This window comes from Aggregatilinea sp., from assembly GCF_036822615.1.
Taxonomy (GTDB): domain Bacteria; phylum Chloroflexota; class Anaerolineae; order Aggregatilineales; family Aggregatilineaceae; genus Aggregatilinea.
Window position 1 is genome coordinate 2,587 of sequence record NZ_DAISHJ010000201.1, and the last position, 2,219, is coordinate 4,805.

General features: G+C 59.2%; 2 protein-coding genes. Both read right to left on the minus strand.

Features of this window, described 5'->3' with window-relative positions; genetic code table 11:
• Positions 1-96: 96 nt before the first annotated feature.
• Positions 97-993 (minus strand): carbohydrate ABC transporter permease, encoded by an 897-nt coding sequence (locus V7116_RS25390; RefSeq protein ID WP_324394802.1) that lies wholly within the window; start codon positions 991-993, stop codon positions 97-99.
• A 14-nt stretch (positions 994-1,007) separates the two neighbouring features.
• Entirely contained in the window at positions 1,008-1,940 is a 933-nt protein-coding gene (locus V7116_RS25395; RefSeq protein ID WP_324394803.1) for a carbohydrate ABC transporter permease, read from the minus strand.
• Between the last annotated feature and the right edge of the window lie 279 nt (positions 1,941-2,219).

Genomic DNA, 2,219 nt, shown 5'->3' on the forward strand with positions numbered 1-2,219 from the left:
AGGTCGGCGCCGAAGCGCCAGCGCAGCGACGCCACGGCGTCCAGCCCGTTGCCCAGGAAGCAGTGATAGTAGTTTGACGGCAGACGCATAAGAAAACTACCCTTTCAGTCCGGTCATGGTGATGCCTTCGACGAAGGCGCGCTGCGCGACGAAAAATAGGATCAGGGTCGGCAGCATCAGCACCACCGACGCCGCCATCAGCAGGTTCATCTGCGTGTTGTACTGGCCGTTCAGGTAGGCCAGCCCCACCGACACGGTGTACTTGGACGACTCGTTGAGGTAGAGCAGTGGCCCCATGAAGTCGTTCCAGATGTCTTTGAAGCTCAAAATGCCGATCACCGTCAGCACGGGGATGCTCAGCGGCACGATGATGCGGAAGATGATTTGCAGGCGGTTCGCGCCGTCCACCACCGCCGATTCTTCGAGTTCTTTGGGAATCGTGCGGAAGAACTGCCGCATCAGGAAGATCGCGTATGCCTCCCCGAACCACGCGGGCACGATCAGCGGCTTGAAGGTGTTGATCCACCCAAACTCGTTGAACAGGATGAAGCTGGGGATGCGCAGCACCGCGTTAGGGATCATCAGCGTCGCCAGCAGGATGCCGAACAGGATATTTTTGCCCGGCGCTTCCAGCCGCGCGAAGCCGTACGCGATCAGCGTGCACGAGATCAGCCGCCCGCTGATCATGCCCACTTCGAGGATCATCGTGTTTTTGATGAACGTGTCGAACGGCAGATACGGGTTGCCGAACACGTCCGAGAAGTTCGACCACTGGATCGGGTCGGGGATCCACTGCGGCGGCCACTTATAAATCTGGGCTTCCGGCTTCAGCGCCGACAGGATCATCCAGAAGAACGGGAAGATAAACAGCAGGCTCAGGCCGATCAACAGCCCGTAGATAGCGATCCCGTGCGCCAGCCGGTCCAGCCGGTGATTGCGCCAGAAATCGGAGATCGCGGCGGCGGGGGTCACGCTTGCAGTTTTAACGCTCATCAGGGCCGCTCCTATCAGTCACCGTAAAAGACCCATTTTTGGGCGCTGCGGTTGATCAGGTACGTCACCACCACGATCACGACAAATAGAATCCACGCCATCGCGGACGCGTACCCCATCTTGAGGAACTTGAACGCGTTCTCGTACAGGTACATCATGTAAAACAGCGTCGATTTGAGCGGCGAGCCGATCGCCCCGGCGCGCGCCGTCGAGATCACGAACGCGCTGTCGAAGGTCTGGAACGAGCCGATCACGGTCATCACCAGATTGAAGAAGATCGTCGGGCTGAGCAGCGGCAGCGTGATCCGCAGGAAGCGCTGCCAGCGCCCCGCGCCGTCGATCTCCGCCGCCTCGTACATCATGCGCGGGATGCCCTTCAGCCCGGCCAGGAAGATCAGCATTTCGCCGCCGACCGACCACGCGCTCATCAGCACCAGGCCCCACAGCGCCCAATCGGGATCGGTGAACCAGTTGGGGCCTTGAATGCCAAACAGGGCCAGGAACGCGTTGAACGGGCCGAAGCGCGGGTTAAGGATCCACTGCCACAGGACCGCCGCCGCCACGCTGGCGACCACCCCCGGCAGGTAGAAGATCGTGCGGAACACGCCCACGAACTTGGTCGCTTCGTTGAGCAAAATGGCGAAAAACAGCGCGATCGCCAGCCGCAGCGGCACGCTGACCAGACTGTACTTGGTCGTGATCCACAGCGAGTGCGCCACGTCCGGGTCGTGATACATGTCTCTGAAATTCTTCAGGCCCACCCATTCCGGCGACGACAGCATATTCCAGTCGGTGAAGCTGATGTAGACCGAATAAGCGATGGGCACGACCGTAAACAGCACGAAGCCGATCACCCACGGCGAGGTCACCATGTAAAAGGTGAGCGCCTCCCGCCGGGATGACGACCAAAACGGTTTTTTCGTGACGGCCTGCGTTGCTACCGACATAATAGGTGTCCCTCGTAAACACTAGCGTGCGTGATGCTCCACCCCGCGGCGTTTCTCACACATCCGGCGGGTAACACGGGCGGAACCTGCTTGTCTCCTGTCCAACTTGATTGGCGAGGAGCCGGGGGCGAGGTCTGCTCTTTGCTTTTCGCTCTTGCTAACCGCTAATCGCTAACGGCTAACCGCTGCTTCTTTTGTTTTTTGCCTTAACTAACGACTGAAGACTAAGAGCGTGTTTGTTAAATAGGACGAGCAAGACGACGGAGCATCAAATGAATC